1 protein-coding gene is annotated in these 616 nt (G+C 56.3%); it reads right to left on the bottom strand.

The genetic code is table 11. The annotated features are described in order from the left end of the window. Positions 1-67 precede the first annotated feature (67 nt). The coding region (locus NS334_RS16670; protein WP_058756993.1) for a hypothetical protein at positions 68-616 on the bottom strand (549 nt) is incomplete at its 5' end.

The raw sequence follows: 616 nt of genomic DNA, 5'->3' as shown, positions 1-616 counted from the left end.
AAATCTAAGGATGAGTCGCCGCTAGATCACATACTTTATGCTAAGCCGTAGCATTAGGTGTGGAGAACTAGATCTCAGCTGACCAGAACCTGGTACTGAAATTGTTGAGGTAGCCCTGGCCGTCGGTTTTGACCGCAAAGCTTGCTGGTCTTGCGGCGGGGTCCTTACCCTCGCGCAGGTAGTCGCGCACGTGCTGGCAGGCGCCGTCCGTTAAACTTTTCCAGGCATCGTAACGATCGTTCTGCTCCTGCTCGCGGAGCTTGGCGGCAGTTGGCTTGCGCTTTGGCGGCATAGTATAGACGGGGCGCGGCCGGACAGTGTGGACGAATTCGATACTGCCACGGTTCCATTCATCATCTACTGCCTTGCGCCATCGATAATGCACCACAAATCGTAGCCGATCAGAGAACGACAGCAGCGGCGACAGCTGGTCATCCACGAAGAAGAATTGACCTTCCGCAGCCTCGGTCGTCAGCTGATGCTTCATTTGCTCTACGGCAGCAGACAGCCGATTACCACTTCGACGGGCCCGCTCGCCGGTTTCTTCGCGCTTGCGATTGGCTTTAGCCTCCCGGTAAGCAGTCAGGTCCCGTTGGAAGTTGCTGTACTGCTGGGA

Origin of the sequence: Sphingomonas endophytica, assembly GCF_001476895.1 — a bacterium.
In the GTDB taxonomy this organism is placed as follows: domain Bacteria; phylum Pseudomonadota; class Alphaproteobacteria; order Sphingomonadales; family Sphingomonadaceae; genus Sphingomonas; species Sphingomonas endophytica_A.
Note: the sequence above shows the minus strand (reverse complement) of the source record. Positions and strands in the feature narration are given on the sequence as shown.